The organism is Paraburkholderia sp. EG287B (assembly GCF_040965595.1).
Lineage (GTDB): Bacteria > Pseudomonadota > Gammaproteobacteria > Burkholderiales > Burkholderiaceae > Paraburkholderia.
The window spans coordinates 256,818-274,890 of the sequence record NZ_JBFRCG010000014.1 but is presented as its reverse complement, the minus strand read 5'-3'; the positions used below and the strand labels follow the sequence as shown (position 1 = coordinate 274,890).

Annotated in this window: 18 protein-coding genes; 4 read left to right on the top strand and 14 right to left on the bottom strand. The window is 64.1% G+C overall.

Annotated elements, in window-relative coordinates:
• Window positions 1-14: 14 nt before the first annotated feature.
• From rfbD to rfbB, 4 genes are read right to left on the bottom strand one after another with little or no spacing between them, the layout of a single operon-like run.
• Entirely contained in the window at window positions 15-899 is an 885-nt protein-coding gene (gene rfbD / locus AB4Y40_RS26575) for a dTDP-4-dehydrorhamnose reductase (RefSeq protein ID WP_368690342.1), read from the bottom strand.
• A gap of 7 nt (window positions 900-906) precedes the next feature.
• The gene (rfbC, locus tag AB4Y40_RS26570) at window positions 907-1,458 is read right to left on the bottom strand and encodes a dTDP-4-dehydrorhamnose 3,5-epimerase (RefSeq protein ID WP_368690341.1); all 552 of its coding nucleotides are present in this window, start codon (window positions 1,456-1,458) and stop codon (window positions 907-909) included.
• A complete protein-coding gene (rfbA, locus tag AB4Y40_RS26565; protein ID WP_368616868.1) occupies window positions 1,443-2,336 on the bottom strand; it encodes a glucose-1-phosphate thymidylyltransferase RfbA in 894 nt (297 codons plus the stop codon). The genes rfbC and rfbA overlap by 16 nt, the downstream gene beginning before the upstream one ends.
• Before the next feature lie 11 nt (window positions 2,337-2,347).
• Window positions 2,348-3,409, bottom strand: coding sequence for a dTDP-glucose 4,6-dehydratase (gene rfbB, locus AB4Y40_RS26560; RefSeq protein ID WP_368690340.1), 1,062 nt, complete (start codon window positions 3,407-3,409; stop codon window positions 2,348-2,350).
• Between the two features lie 374 nt (window positions 3,410-3,783).
• On the opposite strand from rfbB, the gene AB4Y40_RS26555 reads away from it, so the two are divergent.
• Window positions 3,784-4,638, top strand: coding sequence for a symmetrical bis(5'-nucleosyl)-tetraphosphatase (locus AB4Y40_RS26555; protein ID WP_368690339.1), 855 nt, complete (start codon window positions 3,784-3,786; stop codon window positions 4,636-4,638).
• Between the two features lie 36 nt (window positions 4,639-4,674).
• On the opposite strand, the gene AB4Y40_RS26550 is transcribed toward AB4Y40_RS26555, so the two are convergent.
• From AB4Y40_RS26550 to AB4Y40_RS26515, 8 genes are all read right to left on the bottom strand, one after another.
• Entirely contained in the window at window positions 4,675-5,448 is a 774-nt protein-coding gene (locus AB4Y40_RS26550) for a lysophospholipid acyltransferase family protein (protein ID WP_368690338.1), read from the bottom strand.
• A gap of 55 nt (window positions 5,449-5,503) precedes the next feature.
• On the bottom strand, window positions 5,504-6,793 hold the full coding sequence (locus AB4Y40_RS26545; RefSeq protein WP_368690337.1) for a dihydroorotase: 1,290 nt from the start codon (window positions 6,791-6,793) through the stop codon (window positions 5,504-5,506).
• A gap of 34 nt (window positions 6,794-6,827) precedes the next feature.
• On the bottom strand, window positions 6,828-7,847 hold the full coding sequence (locus AB4Y40_RS26540; protein ID WP_368690336.1) for an aspartate carbamoyltransferase catalytic subunit: 1,020 nt from the start codon (window positions 7,845-7,847) through the stop codon (window positions 6,828-6,830).
• Between the two features lie 92 nt (window positions 7,848-7,939).
• Window positions 7,940-8,461 carry a bifunctional pyr operon transcriptional regulator/uracil phosphoribosyltransferase PyrR gene (gene pyrR, locus AB4Y40_RS26535; protein ID WP_368690335.1) on the bottom strand — a complete coding sequence of 174 codons (522 nt, stop codon included), beginning with the start codon at window positions 8,459-8,461 and terminating at the stop codon, window positions 7,940-7,942.
• Window positions 8,462-8,480: 19 nt separating this feature from the next.
• A complete protein-coding gene (gene ruvX / locus AB4Y40_RS26530) occupies window positions 8,481-8,915 on the bottom strand; it encodes a Holliday junction resolvase RuvX (RefSeq protein ID WP_368690334.1) in 435 nt (144 codons plus the stop codon).
• Complete coding sequence (locus AB4Y40_RS26525) at window positions 8,912-9,490, bottom strand: YqgE/AlgH family protein (protein WP_028202127.1); 579 nt, start codon at window positions 9,488-9,490, stop codon at window positions 8,912-8,914. Before AB4Y40_RS26525 ends, ruvX begins: the two co-directional genes overlap by 4 nt.
• A 234-nt stretch (window positions 9,491-9,724) precedes the next feature.
• Complete coding sequence (locus AB4Y40_RS26520; RefSeq protein ID WP_368690333.1) at window positions 9,725-11,242, bottom strand: hypothetical protein; 1,518 nt, start codon at window positions 11,240-11,242, stop codon at window positions 9,725-9,727.
• A 196-nt stretch (window positions 11,243-11,438) separates the two neighbouring features.
• Window positions 11,439-11,609: a rubredoxin gene (locus tag AB4Y40_RS26515; RefSeq protein WP_008342674.1), complete on the bottom strand. Its 171-nt coding sequence runs from the start codon at window positions 11,607-11,609 to the stop codon at window positions 11,439-11,441.
• 284 nt (window positions 11,610-11,893) lie between these two features.
• Between AB4Y40_RS26515 and AB4Y40_RS26510 the strand changes: the two genes are divergently transcribed.
• On the top strand, window positions 11,894-12,739 hold the full coding sequence (locus AB4Y40_RS26510; protein WP_368690332.1) for a hydroxymethylpyrimidine/phosphomethylpyrimidine kinase: 846 nt from the start codon (window positions 11,894-11,896) through the stop codon (window positions 12,737-12,739).
• Window positions 12,740-12,900: 161 nt separating this feature from the next.
• Here AB4Y40_RS26510 and groL read toward each other — a convergent pair whose 3' ends face one another.
• The gene (gene groL, locus AB4Y40_RS26505) at window positions 12,901-14,541 is read right to left on the bottom strand and encodes a chaperonin GroEL (RefSeq protein ID WP_133189858.1); all 1,641 of its coding nucleotides are present in this window, start codon (window positions 14,539-14,541) and stop codon (window positions 12,901-12,903) included.
• A gap of 44 nt (window positions 14,542-14,585) precedes the next feature.
• On the bottom strand, window positions 14,586-14,876 hold the full coding sequence (groES, locus tag AB4Y40_RS26500; protein ID WP_028202123.1) for a co-chaperone GroES: 291 nt from the start codon (window positions 14,874-14,876) through the stop codon (window positions 14,586-14,588).
• A gap of 839 nt (window positions 14,877-15,715) precedes the next feature.
• Here groES and AB4Y40_RS26495 point away from each other — a divergent pair.
• Window positions 15,716-16,576 (top strand): hypothetical protein, encoded by an 861-nt coding sequence (locus tag AB4Y40_RS26495; protein WP_368690331.1) that lies wholly within the window; start codon window positions 15,716-15,718, stop codon window positions 16,574-16,576.
• A 60-nt stretch (window positions 16,577-16,636) separates the two neighbouring features.
• On the top strand, window positions 16,637-17,725 hold the full coding sequence (locus AB4Y40_RS26490; protein WP_368690330.1) for a TAXI family TRAP transporter solute-binding subunit: 1,089 nt from the start codon (window positions 16,637-16,639) through the stop codon (window positions 17,723-17,725).
• Window positions 17,726-18,073 lie beyond the last annotated feature (348 nt).

Sequence of the window (18,073 nt, the reverse complement as noted above, 5' to 3'; positions counted from 1 at the left end):
AACTGCTGTCTGATCTACTCAGCCAAACACAGCCACAGCGCATCGTGCCAATCCGGCATCCGCAAGCCGAACACCTCAGCCAGCTTGTCCAGCGACATTCTCGAATTGGCCGGCCGCTTCGCAGGCGTCGGATAGTCGCTTGCGGGAATCGGCAAGACCGTCGGCGCATCCGCGCCCATCGCAGCGGCGAATATCGCTTCTGCAAAGCCGTGCCACGACGTCGCTCCGGCCGACGTCAGATGGTAGACGCCGGAACGACGCACCCACCAGTCGGTGTCATCTGCCGCTGCGCCTTGCGCGACGATGTGCGACGTCGCAGCCGCAATCGTCTTCGCCCAGGTCGGCGCGCCGATCTGGTCCGCAACGACTCGCAACTCTTTCCGCTCGCCGCCCAGCTTCAACATCGTCTGCAAGAAATTCTTACCGCGCCGGCCGTACACCCAACTCGTTCGCAGGATCAGGTGCGCGCATCCCGTCGCCGCAATCGCGCGTTCGCCTTCGAGCTTCGTTTCCCCATACACGTTCTGAGGATTCGTTGCGTCGGTTTCCACGTACGCGCTCGACTTCGCACCGTCATACACATAGTCGGTCGAATAGTGGATGAGCGCGCCACCGGCACGCGCAGCCTCTTCCGCGAATACGCGCGGCACGTCGACGTTCAAGCGTCGCGCAGCCTCGATATCGGTCTCGGCCTTGTCCACCGCCGTATACGCGGCCGGATTCACAACGAGCGACGGCTTCAGGTCGCGCACGAAGGCCCGCACGCGATCGAGATCGGAGAGATCGAGCGTCGACCTGTCGCACGGCACCACGCGGCCAAGCCCCTGCAGCGACCGTAGCAACTCGAATCCAACCTGGCCGTTCACGCCCGTCACGAGGATCGTCATTTCCCGACTCATACCCGCCTCAAGCGTAGAGTTCGGCTTCGGCCAGACGCACGCCGGCCGCGTCCTTCGCCGCCAGCAGCGGCTCGCCCTCTATCGGCCATGCGATGCCGATAACCGCATCGTTCCAGATGATGCTGCGCTCGTGCTCCGGGTACCAGTAGTCGGTCGTCTTGTACAGGAACTGCGCGGACTCCGACAACACGACAAAGCCATGCGCAAAACCCGGCGGCACCCACAACTGGCGATGATTGTCGACCGACAGATTCACGCCAACCCACGTGCCAAACCGCGGCGAGCTTTTGCGGACGTCGACCACGACGTCGAACACCTCACCTTCGACCACACGCACGAGCTTCCCCTGCGCATGCTCGATCTGATAGTGCAGCCCGCGCAGCACCCCTCGCGACGAACGCGAGTGGTTGTCCTGCACGAATTCGACGCCCGGCTCCACGTGCTCGGCGAACTCGCGCGCGTTGAAGCTCTCGTAGAAGAACCCGCGCGCGTCACCGAACACCTTGGGCTCAATGATCTTGACTTCGGGCAGTGCCGTCGCCGTTACCTGGATAGCCATGCAACCTGATGAGTGAGAATGTTCTGGAGATACTGCCCGTAGCTGTTCTTCGCCAGTGGCTTGGCAAGCTTCAACACCTGCTCCGCATCGATCCACTGCTTGCGATACGCGATCTCCTCGGGACACGCGACCACGAGACCCTGGCGCTTCTGCAGCGTCGCAATGAAGGTCGCCGCCTCGATCAGCGAATCGTGCGTACCGGTATCGAGCCAGGCGTACCCACGCCCCATGATCTCGACACTGAGCGCGCCGTCAGCAAGATAGCGCGAATTCACATCGGTAATTTCGAGCTCGCCGCGCGCCGAAGGCTTGATGTCGGAGGCGATATCGCACACGCGGTTGTCGTAGAAATACAGCCCCGTGACCGCATAGTTCGAACGCGGCTTCGCGGGCTTCTCTTCAATCGACACCGCACGGAACGACTGATCGAATTCGACGACGCCATAACGCTCGGGATCGTGCACGTGATAGGCGAACACCGTCGCACCGCTCTCTTGCGCATTAGCATGCTCGAGCTGCTTTGCGAGATCGTGTCCGTAGAAAATGTTGTCGCCAAGGATCAGCGCCGACGGATCGTTGCCGATGAAATCCTTGCCGATGATGAACGCCTGCGCGAGTCCGTCGGGCGACGGCTGCACCGCGTACTGGATATTCATCCCCCACTGGCTGCCGTCACCGAGCATCGCCTCGAAACGCGGCGTGTCCTGCGGCGTCGAGATGATCAAGACATCACGAATGCCCGCCATCATCATCGTCGACAGCGGGTAGTAGATCATCGGTTTGTCGTACACCGGCAGCAGCTGTTTCGACACGACGTGCGTGATCGGATACAGCCGCGTTCCGGAGCCGCCCGCGAGAATGATGCCTTTACGTGCCATCGCCTTGTTCCTCACCCGCGCTTCGCATAATTCGTCTCGACCCACTTGCGATAGTCGCCCGATACGACATCATCGACCCATGCCTGATTGTCGAGATACCAGCGCACTGTCTTCGCAAGGCCGGTTTCGAACGTCTCGGCAGGCTTCCAGCCGAGTTCGCGCTCGAGCTTGCGCGCATCGATCGCGTAACGGCGATCATGGCCCGGACGATCCGTCACATAGGTAATCTGCTCGCGGTACGAACCCGCCGCCTTCGGGCGCAGTTCATCGAGCAAGTCGCACAACGTGTGCACGACTTCGAGATTCTTCTTCTCGTTCCAGCCGCCGACGTTATAGGTCTCACCGACCTTGCCCCGCGCGAGTACTTCGCGGATCGCGCCGCAATGGTCGCTCACGTAGAGCCAGTCGCGCACGTTCTGGCCGTCGCCGTACACCGGGAGCGACTTGCCCGCGAGCGCGTTGGCAATCATCAGCGGAATCAGCTTCTCCGGAAACTGGTACGGGCCGTAATTGTTCGAACAATTCGTCGTCAGCGTGGGCAGGCCGTACGTGTGATGGTAGGCACGCACGAGATGGTCCGAACCCGCCTTGGTCGCCGAGTACGGGCTGTTGGGCGCGTACGGTGTCGTTTCGGAGAATTGCGGGTCGGTTGCCGAAAGCGAGCCGAACACTTCGTCCGTGGAGACGTGCAGGAAACGAAACGCGGCCTTTTCGGCGGCCGGCAGGTCGCTCCAGTACTGGCGAGCCGCTTCGAGCAACGTGAAGGTGCCGACGACATTGGTCTGTACAAAATCAGCCGGACCATGAATCGAGCGATCGACGTGGCTTTCGGCCGCGAAATGCAGCACCGCGCGCGGCTTGTGTTGGGCGAAGAGGGCGTCGAGCGCGGCGCGGTCGCAAATATCCGCGCGCGCGAATACGTGCTTCGCATCGTCCCGCAACGATTTCAGCGTCCCGAGATTGCCCGCGTACGTGAGCTTGTCGACATTCAATACGGCTTCGTCCGATTGACTCAGCCAGTCAAGCACAAAGTTGGCGCCGATAAAGCCGGCACCGCCCGTAACCAGAATCATGGAACTCCTTTTGTTGCGCGAGTGCGGAAGCAATTCTGGCGTCAATCTATGCACCAGATGACCTGAAAGCTAACTGTAGAAATAGCTCTCGTGCGGGAGAAGCGCCCGATCCAGCTGATTCAGCCTTACCTACCCCCGCAGATTCTGGTTCTAATTTTATCGATAGAGAATTATAAGGATACCCTGCACGAACGCCACCCCCCTAACATCTTGAAACAGCTTGACAAATTCGTTTGGCATTTTTCGTGCCATGCCGGGGTCGAATCGTTCATCCGCCATGCATTAGCCGGTTTCCGCGGCGTCACGCGACGGCACTCATCTTGTGATACCGTCATTGCCTCGCGCCACGCCGTACACCGCCAGCCATCCACCGAATGAAAGAGCAAGCGCCGCATCCAGCCCCTCTCGCTTTCGGCGACCTTCAGGGTTGCCTCTCACCATTTCGCGAACTGCTCGCCAAAGCCGCGCCCTCCCCGGACACGCCGCTCTGGTTCGCGGGCGACCTGATCAATCGCGGTCCCGCGTCGCTCGAAACCTTGCGTGAGGTGATCGAACTCGGCGATCGCGGCGTGGCGGTGCTGGGCAATCACGATCTGCATCTCCTGTCGGTTTCGGCAGGCATTCGCAAGGCGAAGAAAGACGACACCATCGACGACATCCTGAGCGCGCCCGACGCCGAAGATCTGCTGCACTGGGTGCGCCATCGCCCGATTGCGCACTACGAGAACGGCATGCTGATGGTGCATGCAGGCGTTTTGCCTCAGTGGGACGTCGATCTCACGATGGAACTCGCGCACGAACTCGAAAAAGCGTTGCGCCGCGACAACTGGCGGGAAACACTTGCCGGCCTCTATGGCAACCAGCCGAACCGCTGGTCCAAAGACCTCAAGGGTATCGAGCGCCTGCGCGTGACCTGCAGCGCGCTCACACGCGTGCGTTTTTGCGACAGTGACGGCGTGATGGACTTCTCAACCAGCGGCGGCCTCGACTCCGCGCCGCCAGGCTTCATGCCGTGGTTCGACGTACCGGGGCGCAAGACCGAAGACATCACCGTCGTGTTCGGCCATTGGGCGGCGCTTGGCCTCACCCTGCGCAAGAACCTGGTCGGGCTCGACTCTGGCTGCGTCTGGGGCGAGGAGCTCTCGGCGATCCATCTCGTCGGCGATCCGGGCAAACGCATCCTCACGCAGGTACCCTGCGAGAGTTGCCGCGCTATTACGAACGACTAACGCACCCATGAGCGCGCAGGCGCACGCCTTCTGGCGTCAAGTCGCCTGCGCGACGCCATGCGGTAGCGCCGCCGCCTCACCTCGCATCGTCTCCAGCGCCTGCCCCACCGCCTCCTGAGCCCGCGCCGCCAGCTTGCGCCGGTCGTCACCCGCTTCAATCGCCTCACAAACATAAACGTGAGCGGTCAGCGGCCCGGATTTGAGCATCGCGTCGAGCGAATCCTTCAGCGATAGATCGTCGATATAAGCCGGCGCCACCGACTGCCGCCCCTGCGCATCCTCATACAAAATGCACAGCGGCTGCACGGGCCTCCCAGCCGATACCGCCGCCTGGAACATGTTCGAGTGAAACGGCTTGAGCGCGACGCCGTCCGAGGTCGTGCCTTCTGGAAACACGCACATCAGCTCGCCGCGCTCGAGCCGCGCCGCCAGCTCATGCATGATGCGTTTCGCATCGCTGCGCTTCTCGCGCTCGACGAACACCGTGTCGAGATTCTGCGCGAACCAGCCAATGAGGGGCCAGTTGCGGATCTCGGCCTTCGAGACGAACGGCGTGGGCCGCCACGCGTTGATCACGTAGATGTCGATCCACGAGATATGGTTGCTTACGACGAGCGCGCCCGCGTCGAGCCGAGCCGCGTCGTTGTGCACGACGAGCTTCAGGCCGCACAACTCGAGCATTTTGAGGGACCATGCACGGTTCATGGCGTGGCGCTGATCGGCGCTCGCACGCGGAAAGTGCAGTGCCACGGTGCAGGCGCCGCGCAGCAGATGCGCGAGCAGGCGGGTCTTGCGGATGAAGAGGCTCATGGTCTACGAATGACGGAATCGCATGATGCTAGCAGACGCACATGACACAAATCTGTCATGCACGCTCGATGACGCGCTCGAAACCCACGCGCCCTGCCACGAGCGTTGCACGCACCACGGCGGGCAGTTCGTAGCCGAGGAACGGCGTGTTGTGTCCCTGACTTTTCAGCGCACGTGGCTCGACGCGCCAGTGCGCCTGGGGATCGAACACGCAGAAGTCCGCGCTCGCGCCCACGGCGAGCCGTCCGGCGTCGCGCTGCATGACCGCAGCCGGCGCCGACGTCACATGGGCGAGCGCCTTCGCGAGCGGCACGCGCGCCTCCTGTGCCCATTTCACGGTCAACGAGAGGAATAGCTCCAGCCCCGTCGCGCCCGGCGTCGCTTCGGCAAACGGCAGCAGCTTCTCGTCGTCGTCCACGGGCGTGTGCTGCGAGCAGATCGCGTCGATCGTGCCGTCGGCAAGGCCCGCGCGAATCGCCTCGCGATCGCGCTGCTGACGCAGCGGCGGGTCGAGCCGGAACTGCGCGTCGAAATAGCCGATGTCCATGTCGATCAGATGCAGATGGTTGGCCGTTACGTCGCAGGTCACGGGCAGGCCCTCGGCCTTCGCCGCGCGCACGAGCGCCACGCCCGCCGCCGACGAAAGATGCTGCACGTGCACGCGCGCGCCCGTCACGCGCATCAGTTCAAAGAGCGTATGCAGCGCGATCGTCTCCGCGCTCACCGGCACGCCGGAGAGGCCGAGCCGCGAAGCCAGCGCGCCGCTCGCGGCCACGCCGCCCTTCGAGAGATACGCATCCTGCGGCCGCAGCCACACGGCATAGCCATAGGTGCTCGCATACTGCAGCGCGCGCAGCAAGACCTGGGTATCGGCGATCGGCGCGTCGGCCTGCGTGAAGCCGATGCAGCCCGCCTCGGTCAGCGACACCATCTCGGTGATCACCTGCCCTTTCAGCCCCACGGTCAGTGCACCCAGCGGATGCACCTGCGCACGCGCGAGCTTGCCCGCACGATGCTTGAGCATCTCGACGAGGCCCGCCTCGTCGAGCACGGGGTCGGTGTCGGGCGGGCACACGAGGCTCGTCACGCCTCCCGCGAGCGCCGCGTTCATCTCCGAATCGAGCGTGGCCTTGTGCTCGTAGCCCGGCTCGCGCAGACGCGCGCTCAGGTCGACGAGACCGGGCGCGACCACGAGGCCGCGCGCATCGAGCGTGCGGTCCGCCTGGAAGCCCGCGGGCGCCGCGCCGAGCGCCGCGATCTTGCCCGCTTCGATATACACGTCCTGCCGCTGTTCGGTCCCGGCCGCCGGATCGATCAGCGTGCCGCCTTGAATATGGATCTTCATCTGCTGCCCTTGTCGTTCTTGCCGCGTGAGCGCTTCAATCGTTGTTACCGGCGACGATGCCCATCACCGCCATGCGCACCGCAATGCCGAAGCTCACCTGGTCGAGGATCACCGACTGCGGGCCGTCGGCGGCCTGCGAGTCGATCTCGACGCCGCGATTCATCGGCCCCGGATGCATGACGATCGCGTCGGGCGCGGCGAGCGCGAGGCGCTCGGGCGTCAAGCCCCAGCTCTTGAAGTACTCCTGCGCTGAGGGCAGCAGCGCGCCGCTCATGCGCTCGTTCTGCAGACGCAGCATGATGATGACGTCGACATCCTTGAGGCCTTCGTCGAGGTTATGAAACACCCGCACGCCCATCTGCTCGAGGCCGCCCGGCAATAGCGTGCGTGGGCCGATCGCGCGCACTTCGGGCACACCGAGCGTGGTTAGCGCGTGGATGTCCGAGCGCGCCACACGCGAGTGCAGGATGTCGCCCACGATCGCCACGCGCAGGTTCGTGAAGTCGCGCTTGTAGTGGCGGATCGTGTACATGTCGAGCAGGCCTTGCGTCGGGTGCGCGTGGCGGCCGTCGCCGGCGTTGATCACGTGCACGTGCGGCGCGCAGTGCTCGGCGATCAGGTACGGCGCGCCGCTCGACGCGTGGCGCACGACGAACATGTCGGCGTGCATCGCCGAAAGATTGCCGATGGTGTCGAGCAGCGACTCGCCCTTGCTCGTCGATGAAGCGTTGATGTTCAGGTTGAGCACATCGGCCGAAAGACGCGTGGCCGCGATCTCGAACGTGGTGCGCGTGCGCGTGGAATTCTCGAAGAACAGGTTGAACACCGACTTGCCGCGCAGCAGCGGCACCTTCTTCACGTCGCGATCGGTCACGCTCACGAACTGCGTGGCGGTATCGAGCACATGCGTGAGGATCGCGCGCGACAGGCCCTCGATCGACAGCAGGTGTTTAAGCTCGCCATTCTTCGTGAGCTGTGGATTGCCCTTGAGGAAGCCGTAGCGAAAACGCGTGTCGTCCGCTGGGGACGCGGCGGGCGTGGGCTGGGTGTTCATCGCGTAAATCCTGGGTGTGATGGGCGGCGTGTCGCCGGCGTGCATGCGTGTGCATCTGCCGTCGCTGCCGCCGAATGTGTTCGATGCGCGCGTCAGCTACCGCTGCTCTGCTCGACTTCAAAGGCGAAGCGGCCGTCGGGGTTGTGTGCAAGTACGAGCGTTTCATGTGCACCGACGCTCACTGCGCCGCCAGTGAAACGCGCAGACACCGGCAGCTCTCGCCCGCCGCGCTCGGCGAGCACCGCGAGTTCGACGGAGGCCGGCCGCCCGTAGTCATAGAGTTCGTTGAGCGCGGCGCGCACCGTGCGGCCCGTGTACAGCACGTCGTCGACGAGCAGAATGTGGCGGCCTTCCACGGCGAACGGCAACGCCGTTGGGCTCGCCTTGCTGTGCAGGCCCTTTTTCGCGTAATCGTCGCGGTGCAGCGCGACGTTGAGCACGCCCCATTCGTGCGTCCCAACGTCCTGCGCGAGCCGCTCGGCGATCCACGCGCCGCCGCTATGGATGCCGACGATCGCCACGCCGCCGGGCGCGCCGAACGCATCGGCGTGATACGCCGCGCGGATCTCGTCGAGAAGGGCGAGGTACAGCGCTTCAGCGTCGGGAATGATCATCGGGCAACTCGCGGGCAGGTCAGAGCGGGAGTTCGTCGAGGTACTGCTGGAGAATCACGGAGGCCGCTTCGGCGTCGACGTGTTCGACGCGTTCGCCGCGCTCGCGCAGCCGCGCTTCGGCGTCGACAGACGAATAGCGCTCGTCCACCCACACCACCCGAAGGCCGAAGCGGCCGTTGAGCTGGTTGCCAAAGCGCTTCGCGTGCTGCGTCATGATGTGCGGCGTGCCGTCCGGATGGCACGGCAAGCCAACTACGAGCAGGTCGGGCTGCCACTCGCGCAGCAATTCGCCTATCGCTGCGAAACGATAGTCGCGACTCTTGTTGGGAATGACGGTGAGCGCCCGGGCGCTGCGCGTGAGCGCATTGCCGAGCGCCACGCCGATGCGCTTTTCGCCGTAATCGAACGCAAGCAAGGTGGCCTCGCCGGCCCCTCGCCCAGCGGCCACGCTCATGCGTGGCCCGCCTCGCCCGACAGCATCGTCGAGGAAATGCCGAGCAGCGCGAGCGCCGCCTCGAAACGCTCTTCGGCGGGCACGTCGAACACGATCTTCGGATCGGCCTCGACCGTGAGCCAGCCGTTCTTCGAGATTTCGTCCTCGAGCTGACCCGCGCCCCAGCCGGCATGGCCGAGCGTGAGCAGGAAGCGTTCGGGGCCGCTGCCGTTGGCGACGGCTTCGAGCACGTCCTTCGACGTGGTCATCTCGAGCCCGCCCGGCACCGACATCGAAGACGTATAGCTCGTGCCCTCTGCGGGCGCGTGCAGCACGAAGCCCCGCTCGGTCTGCACCGGGCCGCCGAAATAGACGGGCACGTGCAGGAGCGGCTCGATTTCGAGCTTCAGGTCGATGCGGGAAAAGAGTGCCTCGAGATCGATGTCGGTGGGCCGATTGATGACGAGACCGAGCGCGCCGCGCTCCGAATGATCGCAAAGGTAGACCACCGTTCCTGAAAACGTGGGGTCCGCCATGTTCGGCATGGCGATCAGGAACTGGTTGGTCAGATTGATGCGATCGGTACTCTTGGACATGGTTTGAATTCTAGCAAAGACGATGCGCAATGGCGGCGCGCTGCCCGGCCGGAAGTCGGGCGCCCGATGGCCGCCTCGCACTTTGCCAGCCGCTACGCGTTGCGCATTGCAGGGAATGGCTCACTCTAACACGCGCGCGCTGCGCCCTTGCAAGGCAATGGGCCAACGGCGCAAGGCCGGTGCCCGGCGCCTGGGCGGCCAGACGCGCGCCGCCGATCCGCCCGCCCGGTGCATTCAGTGCGCAATGGATTGCACTGCGGGCTGCGCTGCGGTTGGCGCCACGCCGCCAACGATCGCCGCCCCAAGCGCACGCACCGCGGGCGTGGCGTCGGGCTGCGCGATGCCCGCCGCGACCTTGTGCAGCATGCCGCGCAGCGCCTCACTGGCATGCTCGATCGCCTCGGCGCCGGGCGCCTGAACCGACGGCGCGCCGTGCGCCTCGAGCGCCGCGAGCGTTGCCGCGTGTGCGGTGCGCCGCCAGGCGAGGCCGAGGGCATCCGCGAACTGGCCGACGTGACCGAGCCCGAGCGCCCAGGCCGCCGCACCGATGCGGTACGCCGCCTCGGCCGCGACCAGCGCGTCGGCAGGCTCCGGGCCCGCGCCCGCGCCGCGCAACGTCAGCGTGCGTGAGTGCGTGCCGAGCGCGATCATCGCTGCATCGGCAGTCTGCAGAAAATCTTCATACGCGTTGCCGTTCACGACCAGCGCGCCCAGCTCGCGCGTGGGCGCCACGCGTGCCGCGAGCGCGCCGGCCTGCGCGCTGCCGGCTTCCCACAGCGCTTCCGAGGCTTGCGTGCCGGCGATATGCCATTCGACGGTCAAGCCGTAGTCGTGCAGCAAATCGACGTCGGCGGTGTCTTCCGCGGCGGCCCCGAAGAGCGCGTAGTCGCGCCATAGCAACGCCAGCGTCGAGCGCACGAGCGTTTGCGGCGCGAAGCGCAGGCCGCGCGCGTGCTCGCCGATCAGCAGATTGCAGCGCGCGTAAAGCCGCCGCACGCCCTCGTCGCCCCATGACGCCACGCCGCGCCGCAGCGCGCGGCCGCACGCGGCGGCAAGCCGCCAGAAGTCGTAGGGATCGGGACTCGATAGCTCGGCCATGCAGGCGTCCATCTCGTCGAATGCCGCGAGCGCGAGCGCGTCGGCCGCGCGGCTGCCGTTGCCGAACTGCGATTTGAGCGCATGCAGCAGCGCCTGCTCGAAGCGCGCGCGCACCTGGCCAAAGCGTTGCGCCGGCTGCGGATGCAGCGAAGCGGGCGCGAGCGGCCTGCCCTGCAGCGCCACGTCCTCGTAGGCGAGCGCGATGCCCGGCACGTGCTCCGCCAGTGCGGCCAAGAGCGCGTGCTGCCGCGCGAAAAGCGCAGGCGAACACGCCAGCTCGCGCAGATTACGGCGTTCGAGCGCGGCGACGAGATCTTCGAGCGCCTCGCTGAACAACGCGCGGATTTCAGCGCCCTGCACTTCCTCGGGTACATGAAGCGGCCGCGCGGGCAAGCCCGGCGGCGGTGCGACGGGCACCGGCGCAGCGAGCGCGAGCGGGGAAGCGAGGAGCAGCGTGTCGGCAAAGCGCGCGGCGGCAAGCCAGCCGGCGTCGTGCAGCGTGCGGGCAGCCTGGCGCAGCGGCCGGGCCACGTCACGCTGCTCTTCGAACGCGGCAAGCGCCTGAGCGAGCGCGCCATGCGCGAACGGCACCGTGCCGCCGCGCGGATTCGGCAACGCTTCGAACCGCACATCAGAGCTTGAAGGATGACTCATAGGGCAGCGCCGAAAACGTTAGCGGGCCGACCAGGCGGGCAATCTCGACAATGGCGTCGACGAGAGCATCGACAACCGCGACGGCAAGCGCAAATACGGTGCCCGCTGTTGCGACACCGCACTCCGCACCCGCCACACTTCTGGAATCTGCAGCCAGACTGCGCGCCGGCTATCGCCAGCTATCCGGGCAACGCGCTCAGATCTGGACCATCTCGAAGTCTTCCTTGCGCGCACCGCACTCAGGACAGGTCCAGTTGATCGGGACATCCTCCCAGCGCGTGCCGGGGGCAATGCCTTCGTCTGGCAAACCGGCTTCTTCGTCGTAAATCCAGCCGCAGATCAGGCACATCCAGCTTCTATATTCCATTCTTATGCCGCGTCGAAAAGTCCGAAACCAGTCGGAAAAAAAATCGGGGAAACGAGAGCCATGATGGTACCTTGTTGCCGTTTCCATGCCTAGCAAGAGGAAATCTGGCCTGCACGGGATCAAACGGAATGCGTTGCCGCGAGAGGCTCATTCAGCGCGGAAAAATCCTCGCGCGCGCCGGGGTCATCCGTCCCCCGGATTCGTCGATAAGCCGCATAATTGAAGCATTCTCTTATGACGGCGCGGTACGCCGCGCCCGAAGTCCAATCCATCTCGCCACGTTCATGCCCAGCGACACCCCTCCCATCGTCCTCACCTTCGGCCTTTCCGACCCGACCGGCGGCGGCGGCCTCCAGGCCGACCTGCTCACGCTCGCCAGCATGGGCTGCCACGGCGTCACCGCGCTGACCGGCTACACGGTGCGCGACTCCGCGGGCTGCGACGAAGTGACCGGCCTCGATCCGGAAACCGTCGCCACCCAGGCTCGCATGCTGCTTGAAGACATGCCCATCGCGGCGTTCAAGGTTGGCGCGGGTGCGCGGGCCGAGGTCGTGAGCGCGATCGCCGAGGTGGTCGCCGACTATGACGACTTGCCGCTCATCCTCGCCCCCGACTTCACGCTCGACGACGAGCACGTGCTCGCCGCCGACGAACTGCGCGAAGCCATGGCCGACCTGCTCGTGCCGCAAACCACGCTGCTCGTGGCAGACTCCGCCACGCTGATCGCGCTCGCACAGCCGGACGGCGACGCGGAAGCGCCCAGCGTCGACGCCGCCATCGCGCACCTGCTCGCCACCGGTTGCGAGTACATCCTGGCGATGGAAACGGGCACGCATCGCGTGGTCAACACGCTGTATTGCGAAGACGGCCAGTTGCGCCAGGATCTGTGGGACCGCTCCACCCAGCCGATGATGGGCGTGACCGACACGCTCGGCGCCGCCATCGCCGCGCTGCTTGCCAATGGGCAGGAGCCGCCCGAGGCCGTGCGTGAGGCGCAGGAGTATGTGTATCAGGCCGTGCAGAACGCGTTCAGGCCGGGCATGGGCGCATGGCTGCCCGACCGGTTCTTCTGGGCGCGCAGCAACGACACGGACGCGGACGAAGGCTCGCCGGGCGAAGCGAAGCAATAAGACTGCGGCTTGGCCTTCCACCCGGAGGCCAGCCGCGCAGACCGCACAGACGAAAAAAAGCCCGCATCGCTGCGGGCTCTTCTTTTCGGGCTAGGGGCACACGCCTCACGGCGCGTCCCCTGCACTTCTGAACTTCGATGTAATTTCGGCAAAAGCCTGAATTACATGTCCATGCCCATGCCGCCCATGCCGCCGGGCATGCCGCCGGGCATCGGAGCATCTTCCTTCGGCACTTCAGCAACGGCTGCGTCCGTCGTCAGGAGCAGGCCAGCAACCGAAGCTGCGTTTTGCAGCGCGGTGCGCGTGACCTTCGTCGGGTCGACCACGCCAGCTTCGACCATGTCGACGTACTCGCCGGTCGCTGCGTTGTAGCCGTAGTTGCCTTGACCAGCAGCAACTGCTGCCACGACGACCGAAGCTTCTTCGCCGCCGTTCGTGACGATCTGGCGCAGCGGCTCTTCCATGGCGCGCAGGACGATCTTGATACCGGCGTCCTGGTCTGCGTTGGCGCCCTTCACGTTGGCGATTGCCGTGCGTGCACGGATCAGCGCAACGCCGCCGCCCGGGACGATGCCTTCTTCAACGGCAGCGCGGGTTGCGTGCAGCGCGTCTTCCACGCGCGCCTTCTTTTCCTTCATTTCGACTTCGGTCGCAGCGCCGACCTTGATCACTGCCACACCGCCTGCCAGCTTGGCAACGCGCTCTTGCAGCTTCTCACGGTCGTAGTCCGACGTCGCTTCTTCGATCTGCGTGCGGATTTGCTTGACACGCGCTTCGATGTTCACGGCTTCGCCAGCGCCGTCGATGATCGTCGTGTTTTCCTTGCCCACTTCGATGCGCTTGGCTTGACCCAGTTCGGCCAGCGTTGCCTTTTCGAGCGTGAGGCCGGTTTCTTCAGCGATGACTTGACCGCCGGTCAGGATCGCGATGTCTTCCAGCATGGCCTTGCGACGGTCGCCGAAGCCCGGAGCCTTGACGGCGACGGTCTTCAGGATGCCGCGGATGTTGTTGACGACCAGCGTTGCCAGAGCTTCGCCTTCGACGTCTTCAGCGATGATCAGCAGCGGACGGCCAGCCTTCGCGACTTGTTCCAGAACCGGCAGCAGATCGCGGATGTTCGAGATCTTCTTGTCGAACAGCAGGACGAACGGGCTTTCCAGCACGGCGACTTGCTTGTCCGGGTTGTTGATGAAGTACGGCGAGAGGTAGCCGCGGTCGAACTGCATACCTTCGACGACTTCCAGCTCGTCTTGCAGCGACTTGCCGTCTTCGACGGTGATCACGCCTTCCTTGCCAACCTTGTCCATCGCTTCAGCGATACGGTCGCCGATCGACGTGTCGCTGTTTGCCGAGATCGAGCCGACTTGCGCGATTTCCTTGTTGGTCGTGCAGGGCTTGCTGACCTTGCGCAGCTCTTCGATTGCTGCTGCGACGGCCTTGTCGATGCCGCGCTTCAGGTCCATCGGGTTCATGCCCGATGCGACGTACTTCATGCCTTCGCGGACGATCGACTGGGCCAGAACCGTAGCCGTCGTCGTGCCGTCACCGGCGTTGTCGCTAGTCTTGGAAGCGACTTCCTTGACCATTTGCGCGCCCATGTTCTGGAGCTTGTCCTTGAGCTCGATTTCCTTTGCGACCGAGACACCGTCCTTGGTGACCGTCGGGCCGCCGAACGAGCGCTCGAGGACCACATTGCGGCCCTTCGGACCCAGCGTGACCTTCACTGCGTTGGCGAGAATGTTCACGCCTTCAACCATCTTGGAACGGGCGGAATCGCCGAACACGACGTCTTTAGCTGCCATCTTCTAACTCCTTGAATTCTTGAATAGTGAGCGGTGGAATGAACTTACTTGTTCACCACGGCCATGATGTCTTCTTCGCGCATCACGAGCAGTTCGTTGCCATCGACCTTGACGGTCTGGCCAGCGTACTTGCCGAACAGAACGCGATCGCCGACCTTCACGTCGAGCGCGATCAGGGCGCCCTTGTCGTCGCGCTTGCCCGGGCCGATGGCCAGGACTTCGCCTTGATCCGGCTTTTCTGCCGCTGCGTCCGGGATCACGATGCCCGAAGCGGTCTTGGTTTCTTGATCCAGGCGCTTGACGATCACGCGATCATGCAAAGGACGAAGGTTCATGGATAGATCCTCTCTTGATTAGGACTTGAAGCGACTCAAGAAAACCTGGCTGCCGGTAACCGCCAGCCAGAGATGTTGTTAGCACCAGAGTTGTTAGCACTCTCATGCGGTGAGTGCTAATTATATGGACGGGGAGTGACAAATTCAAGAAGGGGCGGAATGGGGAATTTCCGTTGAGATTGGTTCGACCCCGGAGGCACTTTTGCTAGTTCCGGTTAGAACTATCGGATGTCGGGCCTGAGTGCCACATCGAATTATTCTTCAATTAAAACAATAAGATAGATCGCCGCGACATCCGAACCGACAAGAAACCGCATGACTCTGGAAGCAACGGCATCCAGCAAGTGGGCCCCGGCTTGCCGGGTCATCCGGGACGCCTCTCGGGGAAATCCCCGATCCCGCCATGATCCGGCGCGATTTATATGCACAACCGGTTTGTTGGCGCCCACTGCTCGCGGGCAGCGCATATGTGCGGTAGGCAACACCGGCAATTAACGGATGAACGGAAAATCACTCATATGATCTTTCGAGCGGCTGCGCCCGGTCAGGCGCCGCCGCTCTCCTGCGCATGCAGATCGTGGGTTCCGCGAGGCTTCGCCGATCGCTTCAACGACGATCCTGAACATGCCGAAATGGCGTCGCCATGACGGTGGAACGACAGCATGTCAGCTCAGATGACTCGTAACCAGAGTTTCCCCACACCGTGCAAGTTCTGTGGCGGGGCGCTCTATCAGTACGCCGATTCCTGCCCTTACTGCGGCACGGATCGTCCGCTGGATACCGTTGCGCACGCGCGCTCCAAAGCCACGTTGAGAGTCCTCGATTCCGCGGCAGCGTCTATGCCTGCCGTCGCAAAGGTCGCGTTTGCCGGCGCAGCCGCATCCAGTCGCCCCACGGTGCAGGCCGACTATCTGCACCACTATCAACTCGAGCAACACCGCCCGTTCTGGCACACCGGTAAAGGGCGCTTCGCGAAGGGCGTATTGCTCGCCTGGCTCATCGTCGCAATCGCCTACGCTGGGTTTCTGCTGTACGGCGAAAGACCCGGGCGGCAAAGAGAAGTACGCGCCTCGCGTGCGAGCCTCGCGGAGAACAGCTCGCCAAACGCGAATGCCGCACTCGCGCGTGACGCGAACAATCAGGAAGCGCGCGAGGTACCGCGCAACAGCCCACCGGCGGAGCAACGCCGCGACAACGCGCTGCAAAGCGCGGACCGATGTGCCACGCAACGCGCCTGGGATTGCGTGCGAGAGCAGGCATCGGAGGCGCTCGCGATTGATCCGGGCAGCCTGCACGCGCGATCGTTGATGGAGCGCGCCATCCTGGCGACGGGTTGGTCGCCGCTCCGTGCGCCGAACGGCGCAGCGCAAGTGGATGCGGCGGTGCCACTGCCGCGCGATGCGCGCACCGTACCGTTGCCGTTGTCGCAAGATTGGGGCGCGGCCACGCCGTCGGCATCGCAAGACCCGCCCGCATCCGCGCCACCTCCCCCGCTGCCGGGTGCGACCAACACTCCAGCAAACGCGAATCCGACGGACCTCGGCGATGCGAATGCGAACGCCGCGGCGACCGCTGCGAACGAATCCGCCAGCACGGGCGCTCCGGGTCCGGCCAGCAACGATAAAGGCGCCGATGCACAGGAGCGCGCGATTCTCGAACTCGGTTGGAAGCACGCCGCCCCCTCCGAAGCCACACATTGAAAACGATTCCCTGAAATGGGGAAATCCGCCGTTCATCACTTCCAACGTGGGTGAAAAACTATGCTGAAAATGACCCTAGCGGCACTGGCGGGACTGCTCACCCTGCTTTGTGCGCCGGTCGCCGTCTCCGCCGCGGCAGACGCGAACTACAAAATCGTGACCGGCCAGGAGCGCGGCACGTACATTCAGATCGGCCAGGACCTGGCGAAATGGGTCGCGCAGCCGGCGGGCATTGGCCTCGAAGTGATCCCATCGAAAGGCTCGGCCGAAAACGTGCAGCGCATGCGTTTCGAGCCCGGCGTGAAGCTCGCGCTCGTGCAGTCCGACGTCTACCAGGCCTACGTCGACATGGCCAATTCCGGCAACGAAGAGGCCGGCACGCTGATACGGCCACTGCGGCTCATCATGCCGCTCTATGACGAAGAGATTTACTTCGTCGTGCGTAACGATTCGCCGATGAAAGCAATCAACGAGATCAAGGACAAGGTAATGAGCGTCGGCCTGATCGGCAGCGGCACCGCGCAGTCGGCGACGACGCTGTACCGACTCATGTTCGGCCAGCCGATTCCGGAGCAGAACGCGCAGCACCTGAGCAACGAAGACGCGCTGGCCGCGCTCATCGTCAAGAAGATCGATGTGGCCATCATCGTCGCCGGGCAGCCCGCGAAGCTTTTCACCGACATGAACCCCGAGCTGCTGCAGCAGATCCGCTTCCTGCGCGTCGATGCGAACGCGCCGGAGACGGCGCGCGCAAAGCAAACCTATTATCCCGCGACGATCCACGTGTCGAGCTACCCGAACTGGCTCAAGGAAGACGTGCCGACGTGGACGGTCAAGGCCTTTCTCGTCACCTATGACTACAACCTGCGCGATACGGTCGGCAACCTGAAGCGTTTTGCCGATTCGCTCTGCGCGAACTTCGACAACCTGCAGGAGCACGGCCATCCGAAGTGGAAGCAGGTCAAGCTCGAGCTACCGGGCCTCGGCAAAGGCTGGCAATACTATCCGCCCGTCGAACGGCGCCTCAAGGCGTGTTTCGCGCATCGCGCCGCGATGCAGGCGGCCGCGCCACCGCGCGCTGCTGCAGCGGAACAAGTCAATGCACGCCCGTGCTCGGACCAGGAGCGCCTCCTTCTGCTCTGCAAGTGATTCGACACGGAATGAACGTCCAGTAACAATTGGCGAATCGCGCGAAGAGCATATCGGGGTATGCATGCCAGCAAATCCGCGATGTTGGCCTCGGCCATACATGATCGCAATCGTCTGTACTCCGACAAATGGCAGGCTTGTTCCGCCATGTAAAGCAGCGCGGTTCGCGGATGCGATAGAAATACAGGGCTCGGACCACGACATCGTCGGGCAGTTCGTTCGCCCCGGATGCGGCGACGCTACGCGTCGCTTCCTGAGAGACGTATCGGATCGAATGCAAAGCCTGTGATCCAGAACGCTGCCGGGAAGGCAGAGTTCGTGCGCCAGAAGGCGGACTTTGTGTTCCGG